Raw genomic sequence first — 21097 nt, forward strand, 5'->3', positions numbered from 1 at the left:
TTAGTGGACGCCAGATGGCGCCGCGAGATAAGTTCATTTTCCTTTCTACCTCGCCATTCCCGGGCTCGCCGGGTTCTTTATCGTGATATGCGCGCGCTGCCCCAGCGCCAGGCCCACGGGCACCGCCAGACCGCGAGTCGCGTGCGCCCTCGAACGCCTAGGGTTGGGTCGTGATGGTGAACGTAAGCGCATCGCTGAAATCGCCGCCCTTGATCTTGGCATCGGCCCATGCCTTGAACGTGGGCGTCAGGCACGTCCGCCCGCTCTTGCCCAACGTCAACGGCAGTCCATTGATACTGGGCAACGCCATCGGCGCGCCGCCCCCCGTGAAACTCAGCGTATACGGAACCGTCTCGCTGCCATCCGCCGCATTCACCAGCAGGAACTTGTTATCGGCCACGCCATTGAGGTTGCTTACGCTGATCAGGTATTTGTCGTATTCGATGTACTTGGCGTCATAGGCAAGGCACAGCCGCTGCGCGTCGGTGACGAAGGTCCGCGTCGTTTCCTTGCCCCGCTCCAATTCACCCAGGTCCCAGTCCGGCGCCGTGACTTTGATCTCGGTGGTGACCGGCGATGGCGGCGGCTTGGTCGGATCGATGGTTCGGCAGCCCGACATGTTCGGGCCGATGTACAGCGCGCCGGTTCTTGAGAGCACGGAATCCCAACTACCCGTTGTCACATTCGCCGCCTGCACCGAGACGGCCGGCCAGTAGTTCGACGTGCCCATGTATAAATCGGCACTGACCTTGGCGGTGAATGCCCCGGCATTCATCCAGTGATCTCTAGGGTAGGCTGGAACCGCAAACGCCATCGTGAAGTCGCCGACTGTGGTCGTGTTGCTGCGTTGAGTGCCATTGATCGCCACGATAGTAGCCGCCGGGATCATCGGCTTGGCCGCTGCATCGTATGCATAAATGGCTATCCCCCGGGACAAGAACGTCCTGCCAGCCATATTCCCGGACGCGGCCTTGAAATCAACGGTGAAGCTGACGGTAAGCCGATCGCCGCTCCAGATTATGCGGCAGTCGCGGTAGCTGCCGTCGATAACGTCGGCAGCGTAAGTGGCAGCCCATGCCGACCGACCCGCGAACAAGCACAGCGCCGCCAGCAAGACCGCCCACAAACTGCTGCGCGCGACGGCGCGCCACGTGAATCGCGGGAAAACTCCGGGTTTCATGAATGCGAGCTCCTTCGATAACAACGACATCAACGATCAGGGCGTCGGCACTTGATAAATCAACACGCCGTAGCCGATGCTCACCACCAGCGGCGCAGCCATCGCCTGGGTCGGATCCGGTTCCATCAGCAGCTTTTCCCGGGGCCGGAACGTCACCCGCCAGACCTGCGGACTGTCCGGGCGCGCCAGCTCCTTCAACGTGATCGGCGCGCGCTGCCCCGGCGCCAGCGCCAGGCGCACGGGCGCCACCAGCAGCGTCGGATTGCGCACCTCGCCAATTGGCGTCAATTCCTCGGGCTGCTCGCCGGGATTGCGCAGCAGGCGCTGCTCCACATCCAGATACAGCGTGGTATCGCCGGCATTCTCGGCATACAGGCGGCTGGTCCGGCCATCGCCGCGCAGCCAGATTTCGGCATGCGACAGCTTGAGCACGCCAGCGGCCATGCCCGCCGCCGGCGCCAGCGCGCAGCACAGCAATGCGGCCAGCATCGCCGCGCGGCCGATCCAGCGCGCCTTCAGGACGCGCCTAGGACTGAGTGGTGATGGTGAATGTAAGCACATCGCTAAAATCCCCGCCCTTGACCTGGTCGCTGGCCCAGGCCTTGAACGTGGCGTTCAAACAGGTTCTGCCATCCTTGCTCAGCGTGAACTGGATCGGGGTCGCGCTGGGCAGGGACACGGTTTCCCTTGGACCGACCAGGCCAAGGGTGTAGGGAACGGTCTGCGTAGCGTCATCGGCATTGACCAGCAGATACTTGCCCAGATCTTCGCCATTGCGGTTGTTGGCGCTGATCAAGTACTTCTCGAAGCCGATGTACTTCGACGCGTAGGTGAAACAGAGTTGCTCATTGGGATTGGCGAATGTCCGGCTGGTTTCCTTGCCGCGCGCAAGCTCGCCCAGATCCCAATCGGGCGCGCTGACCTTGATCTCGGTCACCTCCGCCGGCGGCGGCGGCTTGGTATGGTCGGTAATGACCTGGCATCCCTTGGTGCCCTTGCCGATGTACACCGCGCCGGCTCTCGGCAACACCACGGTCTGGTCGATGGTCGTGTTGACGGGATAGATGGCAAGCGCCGGCCAATCGGCAATCAGGGCGAGCGGAACGGTGATCACGACCTTTGCGGTGAACTGATTGGCGTTGGTCCAGGGATCCCTGGAACCGATGGCGTGAAACAGACGGTAGTTGCCGCCCGTATGGGCCCCATTGCCCTCTACGCCGTTGAGCGCCCCACTCGTATTGCCGGCAATGACCTTCAACCTGCCCTGCGCGTCGTAGGAATGGAACAGCAGGCCCCTGCTCATGAAAGTCTTGCCGGCCACATTGCCGGCGGCCCCTCTGAACTTGACGTCCACTGTTATGTTGGCTCTGGTGGCGTCTTCGAAGTAACTGCAATTCGAATACGCACCGGCGTCGGTCACGTCGGCTGAATCCGTGGGCCAGACCGCTGGCCAGGCCCGGGCCGAGGCGCCGGCATCCAGCAAGCATGCCAAGACCAGCGCCGCCAGGGGAAGCCATCGTATCGAGCGCGCGAGCATGCCGCTGAAGTGTTCCATCGTGATATCCCGACGGCCCCGCTATCAGCCGCACTCGAGCGAGCGCGAGGCACCGCTCTCGGTCCAGCGCAGGCTGCCATCCGCGATGCGCTGCGGCACCCCAGGGAACAAGGCCAGACTCCGCGCCGTGGCGGACTTGCCCGCCTGCGCATCCGGCAGCACCACGCGCACATTGCCCGTGGTCTCCAGCACCATCTCACGCCCCTCGCAACGGTGCGTCCAGCCCGTGGTCTGCTTGGCCACCGGCGGCATGTGGCGCACCAGCACCCCGTAGCCGATCGCCACCGACATCGGCGCGGTGATCTTGTCCTGCGGCGCCTGCTCCACCTGCATGACCTTCGCCGGGATCACGTACAGGCGGTACAGCGCCTCGGCAGTGGGCTCGACCAGCGACTTGAGCGCGATCTTGCGCGACTGCCCCGGACCCAGCGACAAGCGGTCGGGATGGGCCAGCAGGCCGGGGCGCTCGATCTCGCTCAGCGGCACCTTGCGCTCGTGCTCCATGCCGGGGTTCATCACCTGTTGCAGCGCGATGTTCAGGTACAGCGGGCCATCGCCCACGTTCTTGACCGTCACCGCGTAGTCGTGCCCGGGCACGACCTGCAGGCTGGCCGGCATCACCATGAGTTCGCCCTCGGCGCGCGCCTGGCGCGCGGCCGGCAGCGCCATGAAGGCTGCCAGGGCAAGAAAGAAAATCGATCGTGGCGTCATCTAGAAGAATCCCTTGTTCGGTTACTCGCAGCGGTAGCGGCCGTCGCTGCCTCCGTCGGACAGGTCGCAGACGTAGCTCCTGCCGGCCTGCTGCACGGTGATCTTGGGCAACACGGTCTTGGCCGATATCGAGAACAGGCCGTTCGGATGGGCCGTGTCGCCGGTTTCGAGAATCCGGCCGCCCACCGGCTCGCCGTCCGGCCCGGTCAGCAGGCCGCTGTAGACCATGTTGATGTCGACCTTGGCCTGGGCCGGATAGACCTGGCCCGGGTGCGCGCGCACGATGTTGGCCGGCACCTCGATGTTCATGTCCAGGCCGTCGTTGCCGCTGACCACGCGGGCGAAGGACACGTCGTCATACATGCCGAGCGGTACCGCATAGGTGCCGCCGCCGGCCACCGGATGGCCCTCGACGTTGAAGCCGTAGTCCGTGCCGGACACCTCCGGCGTCTTGAGCAACAAGGCGCTGCCGCCGCCGCTATAGCGTCCCAGGGCAAGGCCGTCGGCGCTGGCCGCGACCATGCCGCGATAGTTGAAGTCCGCGCTGGTGCTGCGGCCGTTGTGGCCCAGGTTCAGCGACGTGTCGCCACGCGTGCCGGAACGGCTGCCATAGGCCGTCAGGCTGGTCTCGCGATCCTGGCGCGTCACGGTCGTGCCCAGCGACGTGGAGCCGTAGCTGTCCTGGAAATCGCGGCGGTAGTCGCCGCTCATCTGGGTCTGCCCGCCATACTGCGCCGCGCGGAAGCTGGCCTGCGTCTTGTCCAGCGTCCAGGTCATGTTGAAGTAGACGGCGTAGCCGCCGTCGCGGCTCATGTAGCCGCCCTTCTGCACCCCCAGCGCGAAGGTGGACCATAGCCCGTTGGGACGGTAGTTCCAACGCACTTCGGCCTGATGGGTTTCGCCGAAGGGCTGCTTGTAGTAGTTGTAGCCCAGCGATACGCCGCGCACGAGATGGCTGTACGACACGCTGGTGCTGGGCGAACCCCAGTAAAAGCGCGATACATCGTTGTTCAGATAGCGGCTGACCCAGAGACTGCCCAGGGTCGGATCGCTCACCTGCAGGTTGGCGTAGCCGCCCTTGCCGCGCTCGCCGGCCAGCACGCCGACGGTCGGCGTGATGTCGGTCTCGCCGAACTTGGAAGGACGAGTCAGATTCACTTCCGTGGCCCATTCCGAGCGCTGGCTCCGAACCACGGACCCGTTCAGGTAGAACTGGCTCAGGTTCCGGCTGACCGAGGCCTGCACCAGGTTTTCACCGGTGTTCATCTCCTGGCCCACCGTGACGTGCCAGGAATTCTGGCCGCTGGCGAAGTTCAGGTTATTGATGTCCCGCGTTTCGCTGTTGAGCACGTTGCCGTTGCGGTCGACCAGGCGGATTTCCAGCGGGTAGTAGCCGCCGGGCAGGTCCAGATAGCTGACCTCGTTGCGGCCCAGCGTGGCCGGCCGCTTCCACACCAGGCGACCGTTGCGGTAGAACTCGTAGTTGCCCTCGGCCGTCGCATACAGCACCAGCGAGCCGGCGTTGCGCTGATTGCGCAGATTGTCCTGGCTGCCTATGGTGACGAAACGGTCGAAGCTGGGGGTCAGCACGGTGCTGACCGAGCCGGACGCGTAGTCGATGCTGTTCTGCTTGCCCGCCCGCACATAGGTGCCGGAGAAGTTCTTTTGCAGGTAATACGACGACAGCCCCTGGTTGCTGGTGCTGCGGCCCTGCGTGCGGCTGCGACCGCCATACCAGCTTGCGTAGCCAAAGCTGCGCCCTGGCAAACCCAGCCAGGTATTGCCATAGACGTTCGCGCTGCGATAGCCGTCCGACGAGCCGCGCAGGTCGATGGCGTGGCTGCTGACCAGCCCCACCGACGTGGACGGCGCCAGGTAATCCGACCGCGAGCTGCGAATATCCAGCGTGCGACGCACCTTGTCGACGGTGACATAGTGGCCCGCGACCTGCATGTCGCAGCCATTGACGCACTGCTTGTAGTCGATCCTGGACACGACGTTGCGGATGGCGTTGATCTCTTCCACCGAGATGCCATTGGCCGCGTACAGCTCCGCATCGAATCCCAGCGCCGCCCGCTTCTGCGAATAGTTGACCAGGCCGGGCAGCGTTTTACCGTCGTAGGTCGCCACATAGCTGGCCGTGTTGTCCAGCTCGATCTCGCTGAAGCCTTCCGGCACGCCGTAGCTGACGACCGCCTGCGCATGCGCGCGCCCGGGGACGATGACCGAAAGGCACGCCCACGCCATGCATAGCCGAGAGGAAGTCTGTCGTACAGACATGCTGATATCGCCTGGAATACCCAGAAGGACTCACGGGAGGAAGGGAGAGAGAACGCGCGGACCCCGATGCGAGACCGGGGTCCGGGAACGGGCGCATTGCCGCGCCCGAGGCAGTGCGACTTACGGGGTCGGGGTGCCAGAGCCGCCGGAACCGCCGGTGCCGGTCGCGGCAACGGGTTCGAACACCATGACCAGATCGCCGCTGTAGCTACCGTTGGTATCCGGGCCGCCGGTGGTCTTGGTGGGCGCGTCCACGTGGACGGTGACGTTGTGGACTTCATCAAAGCCGTCGGCGGTCGTCGTCACCTGCTTGACTGTCAGCGCCGAGCCAAACTTCACCTCGCCGGTGCCAGCGCCGGACGTGAGCGAAACCTTGGCGTTCTTCATTTCGTAGACGCCGTTGGTCATCTTCAGCGGCTGCTGCAGCGAGACCTTGAAGTCCGAGTTCTTGGTCCAGACGCGGACAGGCAGCGTCTTGGAGAAGGATTGCTGACGATAGTCGGCGGCCTCGAGTTCTTCCGTGCCGTACCAGGTGGCGCCATCCGCCTTGGAAACGAAGATGGCGTCGTTGATCTGGGCCGTCAGGGTGATTTTCTTGGACACGTTGGCGGCATTGGCGACGCCAACCGCTGCCACGCCCAACCCGATCGCGAGAATGATTTTATTGAGTTTCATAGTGAACCAGCCAAAGGTTGAAGTTGTTCCTTGCCACGAGGCAAGGAGCAACCTGACCGGGTAGCTGGGTAGCATCCCGATTCAGGCAGTCGCTATGATGGGGAGACTTAAATGGAATTTCTTCGAGAAATTTCTTAATTGAAAAGTTCGAAAATACAACTGCAAAAATCAATAGAAAAGGCAATGGATTAATGATCAGACTTACGCTGAATCATTAATACAAATATCCAAGAAGTCTTAATAAAGCCGCCTGCGGCAGGCGTCCGCGCACCGACTGGCGCACGACGCTGCCTCCCCTTCGGCGACATGCGCCAAGCCGGAAATGAAAAACCCCTGGAGCCCACGCTCCAGGGGTTTTTTCGGCTTGCGCCGGACGATCGGGAATCAGGGCCGAGGCCGGCTGACGCCAGCCCCCGCGCGCTTTACTCGGCCTCGTTGCGTTCGTCTTCCTCGCCGCGCGCCAGGCGCTCGGTGTTCTTCACGCCGGTGTGGCGCACATCCGCGCCCTTGACCATGTAGATCACGCGCTCGGACATGTTCTTGGCATGATCGCCGATGCGCTCGAGCGCGCGGGCGATGAAGATCATGTCGATCGAGCGCGAGATGGTGCGCGGATCCTCGATCATGTAGGTGATCAGGTGGCGCAGCGCGCCCTTCCATTCCTTGTCGACTTCCTTGTCGCTGCGCACCACCGCGGCCGCCTGGATCGGATCCAGGCGGGCGAAGGCGTCCAGCGCCTGGTGCAACATGGTGCGCACATTGGCGGCCATGTGGCGCAGCTCGATGACGGGGAAGTGGCGCAGCTCGCCCTCATGGATGCGGCGCGCGACGGTGGCGACCTTCTCGGCCTCGTCGCCGGAACGCTCCATGTCGGTCAGCATCTTCGACACCGCCATCAGCATGCGCAGGTCGATGGCCGTGGGCTGATGCCGGGCCAGGATGCGGCTGATGCTCTCGTCGATCTCGACTTCGTGACGGTTGACTTCCTTTTCCCGCTCGCGGACCTTGTCCACCAGCGCCATGTCGCCGCTGGCCAGCGCGTCGATGGCTTCCTGGATCATGGCTTCCACCACGCCGCCCATCTGCAGGAACTGCGAGCGGACGTTTTCCAGATCAGCGTCGAACTGCTTGTTTGTGTGCTCGGTCATCCGGGCTCCCTGCGTGGTTGGTTTCATTGCATTGCCCCGGAAAGTAAGCGTTTTCGTGATGGGCCTGCACAGCCCGCAAGGTTATGACCCATGTGTGACAGGATTATGAACACCCCGGCAAACCGCTGCAAGGAAGGCATTACGATCCTTGGACACGCCTGCGCCCGGCGCAAGCGTCCAGGCTGCGCTTCCCCACTGATCCCGGGCCTCGCCGGCTTGCCCACCGGTGGCTCTCACCCACAAGGAGTAGCTTTCAAGCTACAATCATACCATGCTGGAATTGCTGCGCTATCAGCGCGAGGATGGCGGCGAACCCTTCTCCGCATGGCTCAATACGCTACGCGACAAGTCGTCCCAGGCCCGTATCCGGGTGCGCCTGCGGCAGCTCGAAATGGGCAATTTCGGCGACTCGCAGCCGGTGGGCGCGGGCGTCATCGAACTACACATACATACCGGAGCTGGCTATCGCGTCTACTGCGGCCGGCACGGCAAGGCTGTCGTCTTGCTGCTGTGTGGCGGAGACAAAGGCAGCCAGGCTGGCGACATCAAGGTCGCCCAGGCGTTGTGGCAGGAATGGAAACGGAGGCAGGCATGAGCAAGCTCAAGGGCGCGGTATCTCACCACGCCGCGGAAGTCGCCGAACTGCGAGCGGATCGCCAATTGGCCGTCGAATATCTCAAGGCCGCCCTGGAATCGCTGGACGACCCCGACGACCGGGCCGCGGGCCTGCTCGCCCTGCGCACCGTAGCCGAAGCCTACGGTGGCCTGGCCGTCGTCGCGGCGCAAGCCGGCATCAGCCGCGAGTCCCTTTACCGCACGCTGTCGCCCAATGGCAATCCCACATTGAAGACGCTGCTGGCGGTGCTCAAGACCCTGGGCCTGCGCCTGTCGGTCGAGCCCGAAAAACACGCGTCCGCTTGAGCCGGCGCGCCATGCCTGTCGCCCACAGCCGCGCAAACGCAGCCGTGGGGGAAATCATCAGGCGCGATCCAGCCGCCGGATGCCGTTCTGCGTCGCCAGCAGCGCCACGTCGGCGCCGGGCAGCGCGAACAGACCGCAAGTCACCACGCCGGGCAAGTTGTTGACGCGGGCTTCCAGCGCCGGCGCGTCGGTGATGGACAGGCCGGACACGTCCAGGATGATGTTGCCGTTGTCGGTCACGAAGCCTTCGCGCAGGCGCGGCTGGCCGCCCAGCGCCGTCATGGCGCGGGCCACGGACTCGCGCGCCATCGGAATCACTTCCAGCGGCAGCGGGAACTTGCCCAGCGTCTGGACCAGCTTGGATTCGTCGGCGATGCAGATGAAGCGCTCGGCCACCGAGGCGACGATCTTCTCGCGCGTCAGCGCGCCGCCGCCGCCCTTGATCATGTGCAGGCCGGCGTTGATCTCGTCGGCGCCGTCCACGTAGATCGGCATCGAGCGCACGTCGTTCAGGTCCAGCACCTTCAGGCCATGCCCCGCCAGGCGGGCGGCGCTGCGTTCCGAGCTGGCCACCGTGCCGGCGATGCGGCCCTTGAAACGGGCCAGCCCGTCGATGAAGAGGTCGGCGGTGGAGCCGGTGCCCACGCCGATGATGGCGTCCGGGCCGGCGACCTGTTCAACGAATTCCAGGGCCGCGTCGGCGGCCTGCTGCTTGAGTTCTTGCTGGGAAAGCATGGCGTTCCAAATGGGTAAGGCGGTACGGGGAAGTAGGGAAATTTAGCATGCGGCTGCGTCCGGCCAGGCGCGCGCGAGGATGGCGCGGACATCGGCGCCGGCGGGCAATTCGCCGAAAATGCCGCCGCTCGCCGCCAGCCGGCTGCCCACGAAGGCGTCCGCGACGGCGGCCGGCGCGTGCTGGATCAACAGCGCCGCCTGCCACAGCCGGGCCAGCCCGGCGGCGATGCGGCGGGCCTGGACCTCGGCCTGCGCCGGGTCGGCCAGGCTGGCGCGCCATTGCGCCAGCGCGGCGTCGTAGTCGCGGTACTGGCCGGCGGCCGCGTCCAGCTCGCGCGCCAGCGCGGGCATGCCCTCGGGTTCGCGCTGCAACGCGCGCAGCACGTCCAGCGCCATGACGTTGCCCGAGCCTTCCCAGACCGAATTCACCGGCGTCTCGCGGTACAGCCTGGGCATGGGACCGTCTTCCACGTAGCCGTTGCCGCCCCAGGCCTCTAGGCACTCGGCCACCGCCGCCACGGCGCGCTTGCAGACCCAGAGCTTGGCGGCCGGCGTGCCCACGCGCGCCAGCGCCCGCGCGCCGGGGTCGGCGCGCTCGTCGACGGCGCGCGCCAGCCGCAGCGCCAGCGCCATGGACGCCTCGCTCTCCAGCGCCAGGTCGGCCAGCACGTTGCGCATCAGCGGCTGCTCGGCCAGCGGCTTGCCGAAGGCCTGGCGATGACGCGCGTGATGCGCGGCCTGCACCAGCGCCTGGCGCAACAGCGCCGCGCTGCCCAGCACGCAATCGAGCCGCGTGGTGGCGGCCATTTCCAGCAGCACCGACAGGCCGCGGCCCGGCTCGCCCACCATCACGCCCCAGGCGTCCTCGAACTCGACCTCGGCGCTGGCGTTGCTGCGGTTGCCCAGTTTGTCCTTCAGGCGGCGCACGCGCACGGCGTTGCGCGGCCCGCCCGGTATCCAGCGCGGCACGAAGAAGCAGCTGGGCCCCTCGTCGGCCTGGGCCAGCACCAGGTGCGCATCGGCCTGCGGCACCGAATAGAACCATTTGTGGCCCACCAGCTGATAGGCGCAGCCGCGCCCCGGCGCGCCCAGCGGCGTCGCCCGCGTGCTGATGGCGCGCAGGTCCGAACCGCCCTGCTTTTCGGTCAGGCCCATGCCGATCAGCGCGCCGCGCTTGGCGGTCAGCGGCGCGTCCGCGCCGTCGAACTCGCGCGAATACAGCACGGGCAGCCAGTCGCCGCCGAAGTCCACCACGCCGGCGGGTTCGCGTTGCAGCAGCGGCACGGCCGCGAAAGTCATGGTGGTCGGACACAAGGTGCCGGCCTCGACCTGGCCCTGCATCAGGTAGGCGGCGGCGCGCGCGGCCTGGGCGCCCGGCGCCGGCTGCGCCCAGGCACGGCTGTGCAGGCCGCGCGCCACCACGCCGCCCATCAGCAGCCGCCAGGACGGATGGAATTCGATCTGGTCGACGCGATGGCCGCCGCGGTCATAGCTGATCAGCCTGGGCGGATGGCGATTGGCCTCGTCCCCGGCGGCCAGCGTCTGCGCCCGCCCGAGCCAGGCGCCATGGGCGGCGAGGTCGCCCTCCCAGGCCGCCGCGCCTTCGCGCGCCACCGCCGCGCGCAGCGCGGGATCCGTCTCGTAAAGGGAATAGTCCTCCAGGGGCGGAACCTGGTTGAACACGGTATGCGTCGAAAACGATGCCATGATCTCTCCCTGTTGCCGTGGGCGGGCGCGGCGCGCCCGCTGCCCCGGCCTTGCCGCTAGCGGGCCATCGGCGCCACCCGCTGCCATGGTTTGACGGCCTCGACCTGCGCCGCCAGCGCCAACAGCAAGGCCTCGCTGCCCAACGGCCCCATCAGTTGGATGCCAATGGGCAGGCCATCGCGCGACAGCCCGAAGGGAATGGAGATCGCGGGCATGCCGGTCAGGTTCGCCAGCGGCGCGAAGGGCGAATAGCCGATCACGCCCTTCTTGCCCAGACGGTAGGCCAGGTAATCGGCGTTGTCCATGGCGTAACGACCGATGGCGGCGGGCAGGCCGGCCAGCGTCGGCGACAGGAACAGGTCGTAGCCCTGTCCGTCGCGCCGGTCCAGGAAACGGCCGACGCGGCGCGTGATCTCGTGGCAGGCGTCGACGCAGGACACGTACTGCGCGCCCGAAATGTTGCGCGCGTACTCGCGCGCGCCCAGCGTGGTGGGCTGGAGTTCGTCGGCCGCTAGGCGCCGGCCGCGCGCGGCGACGAAGGCGTCGATGGCATTGGCCGCGGCGCTGGCGATCAGCGGCAGCATCGGCGACAGGACCTCTTCCGAGCCCACGGGCGGCGCGGCGGTCTCGAGTTCGTGCCCTAGCGAGGCGAACAGGCTGGCGGCCTCGGCTACCGCGGCCGCGACTTCCGGATCGATCGCGTCGCCTTCGTAGGTCGTGTTGAGCCAGGCGATGCGGCGCGGCGCGACGGCGCGCGGATCCCGCGCCGCGTCCGCCACGATCGCGCGGAAGGATTGCGCGGGCAAGGCCGGCGCGGCATAGGGCGCGCCCACGTCGGCGCCGGCGCTGATGTCCAGGGCGGCGGCGCAGTCGCGCGCCGACAGGGTCATCATGTGCTCGGTGGCCAGCCCGCCCCAGCCTTCGCCCTTGAGCGGGCCCAGCGGCATCAGGCCGCGCGAGGGCTTCAGGCCCAGCACGCCGCAGCAGGACGCGGGAATGCGGATCGAACCGCCGCCGTCGCTGCCGTGCGCGATATGCACCATGCCGCTGGCCAGCGCGGCGCCCGCGCCCCCGCTGGAACCGCCGGCGCTATGACCGGGCTTCCAGGGATTCTGCGTGGGCGCGCCGTAGACCGGCGATTCGGAAGTGGGGCTGAGCCCCAGCTCGGCGCTGGTGCTGCGGCCAAAGGGAATCAGGCCGGCGCGGCGGTAGCGGACGACGATTTCAGCGTCCACGTTCCACTCTACCTGGCCGTACAGCACCGAGCCCATGGCGCTGGGCAGGCCCAGCGCGGCCGTGCCCAGGTCCTTGAGCAAGGTCGGCACGCCCAGGAACGGACGCTCGGCCAGCAGGGCGCGCCGCCCGTCCCGCGTCAGGCCCGCCAGTTCCTCGTCCGTCCTGGCGGCCAGGCTCAGGCCCAGGTCTTCCCGCAGTCCGCAGACCGCGTTGATGTCGGGATTACGCGCGGCGACCCGCTCCAGGGCCTCGCGCATGGCCTGGCTGGCCGTGGTCTGGCCATCGGCGATGGCCGCGGCCAGCCAGGTCGCGTCGAGGGAAGAAGGATCGTGGCGTTCAGCGGTGCCCATGCTTGCGATGCTCCAGATATCGACGGCGGATTGCCGCAAGCATGAGGATATCCACTGTATGGCGGGGCAACAAGCTGCCTCCTGCCGGGCGGCTAGGAATCACGCCTGCCGGGGTGGCTCTGCCGCCACAGCGGAATAGCCGGCGTCCGCCTCCCCGGCGTCGCCCGGATCGTCCGCATCCTGACCGGACTGCCCGCCCAGCACCAGCCGCGCATCGGCCTCGGGCAAGGCCTCGACGCTCTTCAGGTTGCGCAGCATGGCGCGCGTGCGCACCTCGGTCTGGCCGATCTTGTTGCTGGCGTTGTCCAGCGTCTTCTTGACGCTGGCCAGCGCCTCGCCGAACTTGCCGAACTCGGTCTTGACGGCGCGCAGCACCTGCCAGACCTCGGACGAGCGCTGCTCGATGGCCAGGGTGCGAAAGCCCATCTGCAGGCTGTTCAGCAAGGCCGCCAGATTGCTGGGGCCGGCCACGTTGACGCGCAGGCCGTGCAGCCGGTCCAGCAACCCCGGGCGCCGCAGCACCTCGGCATACAGGCTTTCGGTGGGCAGGAACATGATGGCGAAATCGGTGGTGTGCGGCGGCGCCACGTACTTGGCGGCGATCAGCCGGGCCTGCGCTTCCACCGCCTTGCCCAGCGCCGCGCCGGCCGCGCGCGCGCCCTCGGCGTCGGCCGCTTCCTGGGCATCCATCAGGCGCTCGTATTCTTCCTTGGGGAACTTGGCGTCGATCGGCAGCCAGACCGGCGCGCCGCCCGCCCTGCCCGGCAGGCGCACGGCGAATTCCACGATCGCGTCGCTGCCCGGCACCGGCTTGATGTTGCTGGCGTACTGGTCCGGCGTCATGTTGTCTTCGATCAGCCTGGCCAGTTGCACCTCGCCCCAGGTGCCGCGCGACTTCACGTTGGTCAGCACGCGCTTGAGATCGCCCACGCCGGCGGCCAGCGCCTGCATTTCGCCCAGGCCCTTGTGCACTGCCTCCAGCCGCTCGGAGACCAGCTTGAACGATTCGCCCAGCCGCTGTTCCAGCGTGGCGTGCAGCTTTTCGTCCACGGTCCGGCGCATCTCGTCGAGCTTGGCGCCGTTGTCGGCCTGCAGCAGTTGCAGGCGCTGGTCGACGGTGGCTCGCACTTCGGACAGACGGCGCTCGTTGATCTGGATCAGCCCCTGCAGCTGCTCGCCGAAACCGGCGGCGAAGCGGGCCAGCGATTCGGCGGACTCGGCGCGGGCGGCCTGGGCGTCGCGCCCCAGGCCGGCGCGCAGCTCATCCTGGGCCTGCCCCAGCTCCGCGCGCAGGGCGCGGGCCGACTCCGCCAGTTCGCCGCGCAGGCCGCGCTGGCCCTCGGCGATGTCGGCGCGCAGCGCGCGCTCGGTGCGTTCCAGCCCTTCGAGCAGCGCGTCCAGGCGGGCGGGGCCGGCGGACGGGCGCAGGCAGGCCGCGAGGCCAAGCAGGCAGGCCAGCACGGCGCCACCGGCCGCGACCCAAAGCAGGATGTCATTCAAGGTCAAGGGACTCGCCTCCAAAACAGGGATTTTAGGATGCGGCCCGGTATTTTGGCTCTGGACGGCCCTGGATAAAAAGCCAGCCCCGTCAGTCGGGTATGCCTGCCTGCTCCGCGCAACAGCTTTAAACTGTTAACAATCTGCATGAGCACGCAACTGTTTTGAACTCCGCCGATCTTCCATCCTGTAGCAACCCAGTCTCGTTTCAATCGATCTTCGGTCCCCTGAACCTGGACGCGGAATCCCCCCTGGCGGTCGGCGGCGACCGTCACATCTTCCAGCACCCGAACGCCCCTTCCCTGCTCGTCAAGGTGATGGACATGAAGGCGCGCGCCCGCTACCTGCAAGCGCGGCCATTCAAGCGCTGGTACAAGCAGTATCAGCGTGAAAGCGCCTACCGCGTCTACCTGAACGAGATCACCGAATACGTCAACACCACCACCCGCCCCTCCGGTGTATGGCAGGTGCCGCTGGCCCGCATCGTGGGCGTGGCGCAGACATCGCTGGGGCTGGGGCTGCTGGTGGAGAAGATCACCGACGACGCGGGCGGGATCGCGCCCACGGTGGCGAGCCTGGCGCGCCAGGGCCGGCTGGACGAGGCCCTGCGGGCGCGGCTGGACGAGTTCTTCGAGGATCTGGCCGACGCCCATGTCGTGCTGCATGACGTCTCGCCCTCCAACATCGCCTGCGGCCGCAACGCCGACGGCAAGCCCGGGCTGTACCTGATCGACGGCTTCGGCTCGCTGCCCCTGATTCCGCTGTACGCCTGGAGCCGGCGCCTGAACCGCCGCCGCGTGCGGCGGAAGTACGCCGAGATGCTGGCCTCGATGGAGCGCCGGGCGCGCGTAGCCACAGACCGCTCCGCCTGAGACGGCGCTTTCGGCAGTGCCCTGACCTCAGCCGGCGCCTGGCGCGCTGAACAGGGCTGCGCCCGCTACGCCCCGCCCGGCGGTGGCAATTCCCTGCCCCGCCCATCCACCCAGACGTAGTCGCGACCCGCGACCTGGCCGCGCCGCAGCGGGTTGCGGGTGCAGAACGCGGCATAGGCCGGGTCCACATAGCGGTATGGCAGGTGCTCGTCGCGGCCGGCCGGAATGCCCAGCCGGGCACAACGGATCAGGGCGGCGGGACGCTCGCCCACGTCCTCCACGTACAGCGCCTCGGGATCGAAGCGGCGCGCATCCCAGTCAGGCACCTTCAAGCCCAGGGCGCGGCACAGCAGGGTCTGGCCGGCGCACAGCTTGTGCGGCGGACGCGCGCGCCCCGCCGCGTCGGGATTGAGCGCCTGCATGCGCGCCAGCGCCTCTGGCCCCGAACGCGCGTCGACCCAGGGATGGCCGGACTTGATCAGCACCGCGTTGCCCGGCCCGGCGGCGCTGAAGTTCAGCGAATCGCCGCCGCGCGCGTAGTACATGTAGATGACGCCGCCGTCCATGAACAGCGCGCGCCGCTTGTGGGTGTAGCCCAGCGAGGCGTGGCTGCCCTTCTCGGCCTGATAGTAGGCCTCGGTCTCGATGATGCGGGCCGAGAGCCACAGCCCGTCGACGCGGTGCCGGATCACCTTGCCCAAGAGGTCGCGCGCCAGCTCGCGGGCGTCGCGGTCGAAAAAAACATCGGGCAGCGCCGCTGCGGCGCTGCCCGATGGAATTGCCTTGCCGGCCATGGCGCTGCGCGATCAGGCGAAGCGTTCGCCGTAGCGCTTTTCGCTGAAACCGACCGTGACCTCGCCGTCCGGCGTGACCGTGACCGGGCGGCGCACCAGCGCCGGGTACTCGGCGATCAGCTGGGTCCATTGCGCGTCGGTGCTGGCGGCCTTGCGCTCGTCCGGCAGCGCGCGCCAGGTCATGGACGTGCGGTTGACCAGCTTTTCCCAGCCGCCCACCTTGCCGGCCCAGGCCTTGAGCGTGGCGGCAGCCACCGGATGATCGCGGTAGTCGACGAAATCATGCGCGACGCCATGCGCGCTCAGCCAGTCGCGCGCCTTGACGCAGGTGCTGCACTTGCTCAAGCCATACAAAGTCGTTGATTTCATTTGAATTCGGTCTCTTTGCGCGATTGCAGTCGGTTGGCCAGGATCACGCAGGTGCCCACCGCCAGGATGAACAGCGTGGCCAGGGCGTTGATCTCGGGCTTCAGGCCCAGCCGCACGCGCGAGAACACTTCCATCGGCAGCGTGCTGGAGCTGGGGCCCGACAGAAAGGACGCCAGCACCACGTCGTCCAGCGACAGCGTGAACGACAGCAGCCAGGCCGAGGCCAGCGCCGGCGCGATCAGCGGCAGCGTGATCTTGAAGAACACCACCAGCGGCGTGGCGCCCAGGTCCAGCGCGGCCTCTTCCAGCGAGCGGTCCAGGTCGCGGATGCGGGTCTGGATGACCACGGCGACGAAAGCCATGCACAGCGTGACGTGACCGACCCAGATGGTGAACATGCCATTCTCGGCGGGCCAGCCCAGATGGCCGCGCAGTTCGACGAACATCAGCAGCAGCGAGATGCCCAGCACTACCTCGGGAATGACCAGCGGCGCGCTCAGCATGCCCACGTACAGCGTGAAGCCGCGAAAGCGCCCCATGCGGGCCAGCACATAGCCGGCCCAGGTGCCGAGGATGACCGCCGCCGTAGCCGTCAGCGCGGCGATGCGGAACGACAGCCAGGCCGCGCGCAGCAGCGCGTCGTCGTTGAACAGCGAGTGGTACCAGCGCATCGAGAAGCCGGTCCAGGACGTGACCGCCGGCGACTCGTTGAACGAGAAGACCATCAGGCTGACGATGGGCACATACAGGAAGAAATACCCCAGCCCTAGCGCGAGGGCGCGCAGCGTCTTGTTGGGACCGTTCATTTGCGCCCCCCGCCGGCCTGTTCCTGCTGCTTGACCTGGTTGTACTGGAACAGCGCCAGCGGCACCAGGAGCAGCAGCACCATCACGCAGGTCACCGCCGAGGCCATCGGCCAGTCGGTGTTGTTGAAGAACTCGTTCCACATCACGCGGCCCATCATCAGCGTGTTGGCGCCGCCCAGCATTTCCGGGATCACGTACTCGCCCACCGCCGGGATGAAGACCAGCATGGCGCCGGCGATCACGCCCTGACGCGACAGCGGCACGGTGATCTGCCAGAACGCCTGCCAGGGCTTGGCGCCCAGGTCATAGGCGGCTTCCAGCAGGCGCAGGTCCATCTTCACCAGCGTGGCGTACAGCGGCAGGATGAAGAACGGCAGATAGGCATAGACCATGCCGATATAGACCGCCAGGTCGGTGCGATAGATTTCCAGCGGGCTGGAGATGATGCCCAGGGCCTGCAGCAGGTTGTTGAGCAGGCCGTCGTTGCGCAGGATGCCGACCCAGGCGTACACGCGCAGCAGCAGCGAGGTCCAGAACGGCAGGATCACGCCCAGCAGCAGCAGGTTGCGCACCGAGGGCGACGAACGCGCGATGTAATAGGCGATCGGATAGCCGATCAACACGCAACAGAGCGTGGTGATGGCGGCGATCTTGACCGAGTTCAGATACGTGGCGAAGTACAGGCTGTCCGTCAGGAGCAGGATGTAGCCGCGCAGGTGCAGGCTGAACTGCACCGCCTCGTCCTTGAATTCGGCCAGCGGCGTGTATGGCGGCACGCCGAATTGCAGTTCGGCGAAGCTGATCTTGAAGACCAGCAGGAACGGCACCAGCAGGAACACCAGCAGCCAGGCGAACGGCGGCACCACCGCCAGCGTCTTGCCTGAAGGCAGCCAGTCGCGGGGAGAAAAGCGGCTCATGGAATGGACCTCCGCGCCGCGCTCAGGACGACAGCACGGTGGCGCTGTCGGCGTCCCAGCTGACGAAGATCTCTTCGTCGATGCCGGGCGCATCCATCTGCGCCAGCAGCAGGCTGGGCACGCTGGCCTCGACCATCGTGCCGGAATCCAGCCGGATCTGGTACAGCGCGTAGCTGCCCATCCAGGCCATGTGGCTGACCATGCCGTGCGCCCAGTTGTAGTCCCCCTCGGGCTGGTTGCGCGACACCACCAGGCGCTCGGGCCGGATCGACACGTGCACGTCCATGCCCAGCGGCTCGCTCACGCCGTGACTGACGTACAGCGGGCGCGTCAGCTCGGCGCACTCGATGGCGACGTGGTCGGGTTCGTCGACCACGATGGTGCCGGTGAACATATTGGTCGAGCCGATGAAGCTGGCGACGAAGCGCGAGTTCGGGAAGGCGTAGACATCCTGCGGCGTGCCGCATTGGACGATCTGGCCATCGGTCATGACGGCCAGGCGATGCGCCATGGTCATGGCCTCTTCCTGGTCATGCGTGACCATGATGCAGGTCACGCCGACCTGCTCCAGGATCTTGACCAGCTCGATCTGGGTCTTCTGGCGGATCTGCTTATCCAGCGCCGACATGGGCTCGTCCAGCAACAGCAGCTTGGGCCGCTTGACCAGGCTGCGTGCCAGCGCCACGCGCTGCTGCTGCCCGCCCGAGAGCTGGTTGGGCTTGCGCCGCGCGTAGCCGGCCATCTGCACCAGGTCCAGCGCCTCGAACACGCGGTCGTGGATCTCGGCCCGGGGCACGCCTTCCTGCTTCAGGCCGAAGGCCACGTTGGCCTCGACCGTCATGTGCGGGAACAGCGCATAGGACTGGAACATCATGTTCACGGGCCGGCGGTACGGCGGCGTGCTGGTGATGTCCTCGCCGTCGAGCAGGATCTGGCCCGAGGTCGCTTCCTCGAAGCCCGCCAGCATGCGCAGCAAGGTCGACTTGCCGCTGCCGGAGCTGCCCAGCAGCGCGAATATCTCGTTGCGCTTGACCGACAGGTTGACGGAACGCACGGCGACCACGTCGCCGAAAATCTTCACCACGTCGGCGATCCGGACGAACTCGTCCGGATCGGCCGCGTGCTGCGCCGAGTAACGGCTATCGCTCATGATCGCTTATCTTCCGGACTTCAGCTCGGCCCACATGCGCGTTTGCAGGCGTTGGACGTTCAAGGGCTGGGCCTTGATCACATAGAGGGTCTTGGACACCTCGGGCGACGGGTAGATCATGGGATTGTCGGCCACGTCCTTCACCACGTACTTGCGCGCCTCTTTGTTGGCGTTCGGGTAGAACATGGTGTTGGTGATGGCCGCGTGGACCTGGGGCGTCTCGATGTAGTTGATGAACGCCAGGGCCTCCTCGGGATGCGGCGCATCCTTCGGGATGACCATCAGGTCGAACCAGGCCGGCGCGCCGCCCTTGGGAATGAAGTAATTCACTTCATAGGACTTCTTGGCTTCCTGGGCGCGCTTGCGGGCGATCATCACGTCGCCCGAAAAGCCGTAGACCATGCACAGGTCGCCCACGGCCAGCTCGTCGATGTAGCCGGACGAGCTGAACTGGCGGATGTACGGGCGGATCTGCTTGAGCAGGTCCAGCGCGGCCTTGTAGTCGTCGGGGTTGGCGCTGTTGGGATCCTTGCCCAGGTACTTCAGCACCGCCGGGAAGACCTGCGCGGCCTCGTCCAGCATCGAGATGCCGCATTCCTTGAGCTTGGCGGCGTTCTCGGGCTTGAACAGGATGTCCCAGTTGCCCAGGTCGACGTTGTCGCCCAGGATCTGCTTGACCTTGGTGACGTTGTAGCCCAGGCCGTTGGTGCCGTAGCCCCAGGGGATGGCGTACAGGTTGCCCGGGTCGACGCTGGCGACCAGCGCCATCACGTCGGGATCCAGGTACTTCCAGTTCGGGATCTTGGACTTGTCCAGCTTCTGGAACAGGCCCGCCTCGATCTGGCGGGAGGCGTAATGCGTGGACGGGACAACGACGTCATAGCCGGACTTGCCGGCCAGCAGCTTGGCTTGCAGCGTGTCGTTGCTGTCGTAGACGTCATAGCGGACCTTGATGCCGGTTTCCTTCTCGAAACCCGGGATCGTGTCCGGCGCCGTGTATTCGGCCCAGTTGTAGACGTTGACGACCTTGTTCTGCGCGACCGCCGGCGTCGCGGCCGCCGCGACCAGCATCGCCCCGAGCGCCCAGCGCATTCCCGCCCCTAGTTTCATATACGAACCCCCTTGCCCTATGCGTGTATTTCAGGAGTGCCAAAAGGCGCAATGATAAAGCTTTTTAACGCGGACCTCCCCAACTTTGGGGGGCTTTTTGCCGCAAATCGGGGGACGATCGCCTCGTCTGCGCCCCATCGGCCCCGGACGGACGGCCCTCGCCCGCGTCAAGGCTGGATGCCCACGCCCCACGCCGTCCAGTAGCTGTCGCGCAGCTTGAGCCAGAAGCGCTCGCCGGCGTCCCCCGCCACTTTGTTCAGCGAACGCCGCAGCCGCTCCAGGTTGCCCTGGCGCTGGCGATCGGACAGCCGTCCCTGGGTGCCCCGGTCGAAATCGATGAGCCAGACGCGGCCCTCGCCGCCGATCAGGATATTGAACGCGTTCAGGTCGGCGTGCCAGACGCCGGCCCGGTGCATGCGGACGATGGCCGCGGCCACCGGCTCCCAGAGCGGCTCGGCCAGCATCTGGGCCAGCGGCTTCACGCCGGGAATGCGTTCGACCAGGATCGCGGCTCGGTAGACCGGCCCCTGGCGCCAATAGGCGGCGGCCAGCGGCGCCGGCACGTCCAGGCCCTGACGTCGCATGGCGGCCAGCAGCCGATATTCGCGGAAGCTGCGCGTGCGGTCCTCGCCGGCCCACAGATAGCTGTCGCGGCTCAGGCGGGCGATCATGCCGCCGCGCCGGTAGCGGCGCAGCACGCCCTGCCAGCCCTCGCCGTGCACGAACCAGGCGGCCTGCCGGCCGCCGGCGTCCACCGGACGGGCGCGCTCGCCATAGCGGGCGGGGTCGAACAGCTGCGGTCCGGCCTCGCCCAGACGCGCGTCGCTCAGCATGGCGCCGCCCAGCGGCGCCGGCCAGGCCGCGCGGCGGGCGCCGGACGCATCGCGTTCCGCCTTCATGGCCGGCCGCCCCGTTGCGGCGCCCGGCGCCGGTCGATGTCGCTTGCAGTCAATGGAGATACGCCAAAAGGGAAAACGTCCCCAAAATTATTACACGGACCCGCTATTTACACGGACCCGACATGCGGCCGCAGCGCCGCCAGCCAGCAGGCCACGGCGACGGCGCCGCCGTCCGGCGCACCGAC

21 protein-coding genes are annotated in these 21097 nt (G+C 66.8%); 3 read left to right on the forward strand and 18 right to left on the reverse strand.

Going from position 1 to position 21097, the window contains the following annotated elements; genetic code table 11:
• Positions 1-157: 157 nt before the first annotated feature.
• From ACEU5R_RS22380 to phoU, 7 genes are all read right to left on the reverse strand, one after another.
• Positions 158-1180 (reverse strand): hypothetical protein, encoded by a 1023-nt coding sequence (locus ACEU5R_RS22380; RefSeq protein WP_392411714.1) that lies wholly within the window; start codon positions 1178-1180, stop codon positions 158-160.
• Positions 1181-1216: 36 nt separating this feature from the next.
• Positions 1217-1669: a hypothetical protein gene (locus ACEU5R_RS22385; RefSeq protein ID WP_392411717.1), complete on the reverse strand. Its 453-nt coding sequence runs from the start codon at positions 1667-1669 to the stop codon at positions 1217-1219.
• A gap of 37 nt (positions 1670-1706) precedes the next feature.
• Positions 1707-2735 carry a hypothetical protein gene (locus tag ACEU5R_RS22390; RefSeq protein ID WP_392411718.1) on the reverse strand — a complete coding sequence of 343 codons (1029 nt, stop codon included), beginning with the start codon at positions 2733-2735 and terminating at the stop codon, positions 1707-1709.
• Positions 2736-2759: 24 nt separating this feature from the next.
• Positions 2760-3446, reverse strand: a complete 687-nt coding sequence (locus ACEU5R_RS22395; protein WP_392411720.1) for a pilus assembly protein — start codon at positions 3444-3446, stop codon at positions 2760-2762.
• 21 nt (positions 3447-3467) lie between these two features.
• Positions 3468-5726, reverse strand: a complete 2259-nt coding sequence (locus tag ACEU5R_RS22400; protein ID WP_199770827.1) for a TcfC E-set like domain-containing protein — start codon at positions 5724-5726, stop codon at positions 3468-3470.
• A gap of 120 nt (positions 5727-5846) precedes the next feature.
• Positions 5847-6401, reverse strand: coding sequence for a fimbrial assembly protein (locus ACEU5R_RS22405; protein ID WP_103273604.1), 555 nt, complete (start codon positions 6399-6401; stop codon positions 5847-5849).
• 422 nt (positions 6402-6823) lie between these two features.
• A complete protein-coding gene (gene phoU, locus ACEU5R_RS22410) occupies positions 6824-7549 on the reverse strand; it encodes a phosphate signaling complex protein PhoU (RefSeq protein WP_103273603.1) in 726 nt (241 codons plus the stop codon).
• A gap of 271 nt (positions 7550-7820) precedes the next feature.
• Between phoU and ACEU5R_RS22415 the strand changes: the two genes are divergently transcribed.
• Complete coding sequence (locus ACEU5R_RS22415; protein ID WP_392411723.1) at positions 7821-8144, forward strand: type II toxin-antitoxin system RelE/ParE family toxin; 324 nt, start codon at positions 7821-7823, stop codon at positions 8142-8144.
• On the forward strand, positions 8141-8470 hold the full coding sequence (locus ACEU5R_RS22420; protein ID WP_103273601.1) for an addiction module antidote protein: 330 nt from the start codon (positions 8141-8143) through the stop codon (positions 8468-8470). The genes ACEU5R_RS22415 and ACEU5R_RS22420 overlap by 4 nt, the downstream gene beginning before the upstream one ends.
• Positions 8471-8527: 57 nt before the next feature.
• Here ACEU5R_RS22420 and rpiA read toward each other — a convergent pair whose 3' ends face one another.
• From rpiA to rmuC, 4 genes are all read right to left on the reverse strand, one after another.
• Complete coding sequence (gene rpiA / locus ACEU5R_RS22425) at positions 8528-9205, reverse strand: ribose-5-phosphate isomerase RpiA (RefSeq protein ID WP_103273600.1); 678 nt, start codon at positions 9203-9205, stop codon at positions 8528-8530.
• Between the two features lie 42 nt (positions 9206-9247).
• Positions 9248-10912, reverse strand: coding sequence for an isovaleryl-CoA dehydrogenase (locus ACEU5R_RS22430; protein ID WP_392411725.1), 1665 nt, complete (start codon positions 10910-10912; stop codon positions 9248-9250).
• Between the two features lie 56 nt (positions 10913-10968).
• Positions 10969-12498: an amidase gene (locus ACEU5R_RS22435; RefSeq protein WP_392411727.1), complete on the reverse strand. Its 1530-nt coding sequence runs from the start codon at positions 12496-12498 to the stop codon at positions 10969-10971.
• Between the two features lie 99 nt (positions 12499-12597).
• The gene (gene rmuC / locus ACEU5R_RS22440) at positions 12598-13998 is read right to left on the reverse strand and encodes a DNA recombination protein RmuC (RefSeq protein ID WP_392411742.1); all 1401 of its coding nucleotides are present in this window, start codon (positions 13996-13998) and stop codon (positions 12598-12600) included.
• A gap of 161 nt (positions 13999-14159) precedes the next feature.
• Between rmuC and ACEU5R_RS22445 the strand changes: the two genes are divergently transcribed.
• Positions 14160-14867, forward strand: coding sequence for a YrbL family protein (locus ACEU5R_RS22445; protein WP_392411730.1), 708 nt, complete (start codon positions 14160-14162; stop codon positions 14865-14867).
• A 65-nt stretch (positions 14868-14932) separates the two neighbouring features.
• Here the strand turns inward: ACEU5R_RS22445 and ACEU5R_RS22450 are convergent, their stop codons facing one another.
• The 7 genes from ACEU5R_RS22450 to ACEU5R_RS22480 all read right to left on the reverse strand — a co-directional run bounded on the left by ACEU5R_RS22450 (position 14933) and on the right by ACEU5R_RS22480 (position 20912).
• Positions 14933-15661, reverse strand: a complete 729-nt coding sequence (locus ACEU5R_RS22450) for a DNA-3-methyladenine glycosylase (RefSeq protein WP_392411732.1) — start codon at positions 15659-15661, stop codon at positions 14933-14935.
• Positions 15662-15673: 12 nt separating this feature from the next.
• On the reverse strand, positions 15674-16030 hold the full coding sequence (locus ACEU5R_RS22455; RefSeq protein ID WP_103273594.1) for an arsenate reductase: 357 nt from the start codon (positions 16028-16030) through the stop codon (positions 15674-15676).
• A complete protein-coding gene (locus tag ACEU5R_RS22460) occupies positions 16027-16836 on the reverse strand; it encodes an ABC transporter permease subunit (RefSeq protein ID WP_392411734.1) in 810 nt (269 codons plus the stop codon). The genes ACEU5R_RS22455 and ACEU5R_RS22460 overlap by 4 nt, the downstream gene beginning before the upstream one ends.
• Positions 16833-17753 (reverse strand): ABC transporter permease subunit, encoded by a 921-nt coding sequence (locus ACEU5R_RS22465; protein WP_392411736.1) that lies wholly within the window; start codon positions 17751-17753, stop codon positions 16833-16835. The genes ACEU5R_RS22460 and ACEU5R_RS22465 overlap by 4 nt, the downstream gene beginning before the upstream one ends.
• Positions 17754-17775: 22 nt before the next feature.
• Entirely contained in the window at positions 17776-18903 is a 1128-nt protein-coding gene (locus ACEU5R_RS22470) for an ABC transporter ATP-binding protein (protein ID WP_392411738.1), read from the reverse strand.
• A gap of 6 nt (positions 18904-18909) precedes the next feature.
• Positions 18910-20013: a polyamine ABC transporter substrate-binding protein gene (locus ACEU5R_RS22475; protein WP_103273590.1), complete on the reverse strand. Its 1104-nt coding sequence runs from the start codon at positions 20011-20013 to the stop codon at positions 18910-18912.
• Positions 20014-20180: 167 nt separating this feature from the next.
• Complete coding sequence (locus ACEU5R_RS22480; protein WP_392411740.1) at positions 20181-20912, reverse strand: 3-deoxy-D-manno-octulosonic acid kinase; 732 nt, start codon at positions 20910-20912, stop codon at positions 20181-20183.
• Between the last annotated feature and the right edge of the window lie 185 nt (positions 20913-21097).

It is taken from the genome of Achromobacter sp. 413638, from assembly GCF_043119405.1.
GTDB lineage: Bacteria > Pseudomonadota > Gammaproteobacteria > Burkholderiales > Burkholderiaceae_B > Achromobacter.

Coding starts and splice junctions, on each gene's coding strand:
- ACEU5R_RS22460 (WP_392411734.1), bottom strand. CDS start 16,836: ATGAACGGTCCCAACAAGACGCTGCGCGCCCTCGCGCTAGGGCTGGGG.
- ACEU5R_RS22380 (WP_392411714.1), bottom strand. CDS start 1,180: ATGAAACCCGGAGTTTTCCCGCGATTCACGTGGCGCGCCGTCGCGCGC.
- rpiA (WP_103273600.1), bottom strand. CDS start 9,205: ATGCTTTCCCAGCAAGAACTCAAGCAGCAGGCCGCCGACGCGGCCCTG.
- ACEU5R_RS22455 (WP_103273594.1), bottom strand. CDS start 16,030: ATGAAATCAACGACTTTGTATGGCTTGAGCAAGTGCAGCACCTGCGTC.
- ACEU5R_RS22415 (WP_392411723.1), top strand. CDS start 7,821: ATGCTGGAATTGCTGCGCTATCAGCGCGAGGATGGCGGCGAACCCTTC.
- ACEU5R_RS22400 (WP_199770827.1), bottom strand. CDS start 5,726: ATGTCTGTACGACAGACTTCCTCTCGGCTATGCATGGCGTGGGCGTGC.
- ACEU5R_RS22385 (WP_392411717.1), bottom strand. CDS start 1,669: ATGCTGGCCGCATTGCTGTGCTGCGCGCTGGCGCCGGCGGCGGGCATG.
- phoU (WP_103273603.1), bottom strand. CDS start 7,549: ATGACCGAGCACACAAACAAGCAGTTCGACGCTGATCTGGAAAACGTC.
- ACEU5R_RS22395 (WP_392411720.1), bottom strand. CDS start 3,446: ATGACGCCACGATCGATTTTCTTTCTTGCCCTGGCAGCCTTCATGGCG.
- ACEU5R_RS22405 (WP_103273604.1), bottom strand. CDS start 6,401: ATGAAACTCAATAAAATCATTCTCGCGATCGGGTTGGGCGTGGCAGCG.
- ACEU5R_RS22420 (WP_103273601.1), top strand. CDS start 8,141: ATGAGCAAGCTCAAGGGCGCGGTATCTCACCACGCCGCGGAAGTCGCC.
- ACEU5R_RS22470 (WP_392411738.1), bottom strand. CDS start 18,903: ATGAGCGATAGCCGTTACTCGGCGCAGCACGCGGCCGATCCGGACGAG.
- ACEU5R_RS22475 (WP_103273590.1), bottom strand. CDS start 20,013: ATGAAACTAGGGGCGGGAATGCGCTGGGCGCTCGGGGCGATGCTGGTC.
- ACEU5R_RS22450 (WP_392411732.1), bottom strand. CDS start 15,661: ATGGCCGGCAAGGCAATTCCATCGGGCAGCGCCGCAGCGGCGCTGCCC.
- ACEU5R_RS22465 (WP_392411736.1), bottom strand. CDS start 17,753: ATGAGCCGCTTTTCTCCCCGCGACTGGCTGCCTTCAGGCAAGACGCTG.
- ACEU5R_RS22435 (WP_392411727.1), bottom strand. CDS start 12,498: ATGGGCACCGCTGAACGCCACGATCCTTCTTCCCTCGACGCGACCTGG.
- ACEU5R_RS22390 (WP_392411718.1), bottom strand. CDS start 2,735: ATGGAACACTTCAGCGGCATGCTCGCGCGCTCGATACGATGGCTTCCC.
- ACEU5R_RS22480 (WP_392411740.1), bottom strand. CDS start 20,912: ATGAAGGCGGAACGCGATGCGTCCGGCGCCCGCCGCGCGGCCTGGCCG.
- ACEU5R_RS22430 (WP_392411725.1), bottom strand. CDS start 10,912: ATGGCATCGTTTTCGACGCATACCGTGTTCAACCAGGTTCCGCCCCTG.